The 307-nt window shown below is 40.1% G+C and carries 1 protein-coding gene; it reads right to left on the reverse strand.

The annotated features are described in order from the left end of the window. Positions 1-270 (reverse strand): DUF4836 family protein (locus D0T87_RS24050; RefSeq protein ID WP_163178712.1); only part of this gene is annotated, 270 nt, incomplete at its 3' end. Positions 271-307: the final 37 nt, after the last annotated feature.

Here is a 307-nt window from a genome sequence, read left to right on the forward strand (position 1 = left end):
AGTATAATTACGTTGGTATATAGGTATGCGGTATTCACTCTTTTCTAAAAGGTCTTTCACCGTTAGTTGTTCAATATCTTTAGGATCAATATTATCCATGCTACCAAGAGTCATATCCATCTGACGTTTGTACATGCTTGGAAGTGCATCCATAGTAGAGAAGAATCTTTTATCCGGCAAGCCGATTATTGAACATACCGGCAAAGAAGGCAAACGCGATAACACGTACCTTACACGGAACAGCCAGCGACTCTCCAGTTTTCTACCCATCTAAGAAAGCAAGTGAAACGAAGGAACAAGTCCAAAT

The organism is Bacteroides sp. 51 (assembly GCF_010500965.1).
Taxonomy (GTDB): Bacteria; Bacteroidota; Bacteroidia; order Bacteroidales; family Bacteroidaceae; genus Bacteroides.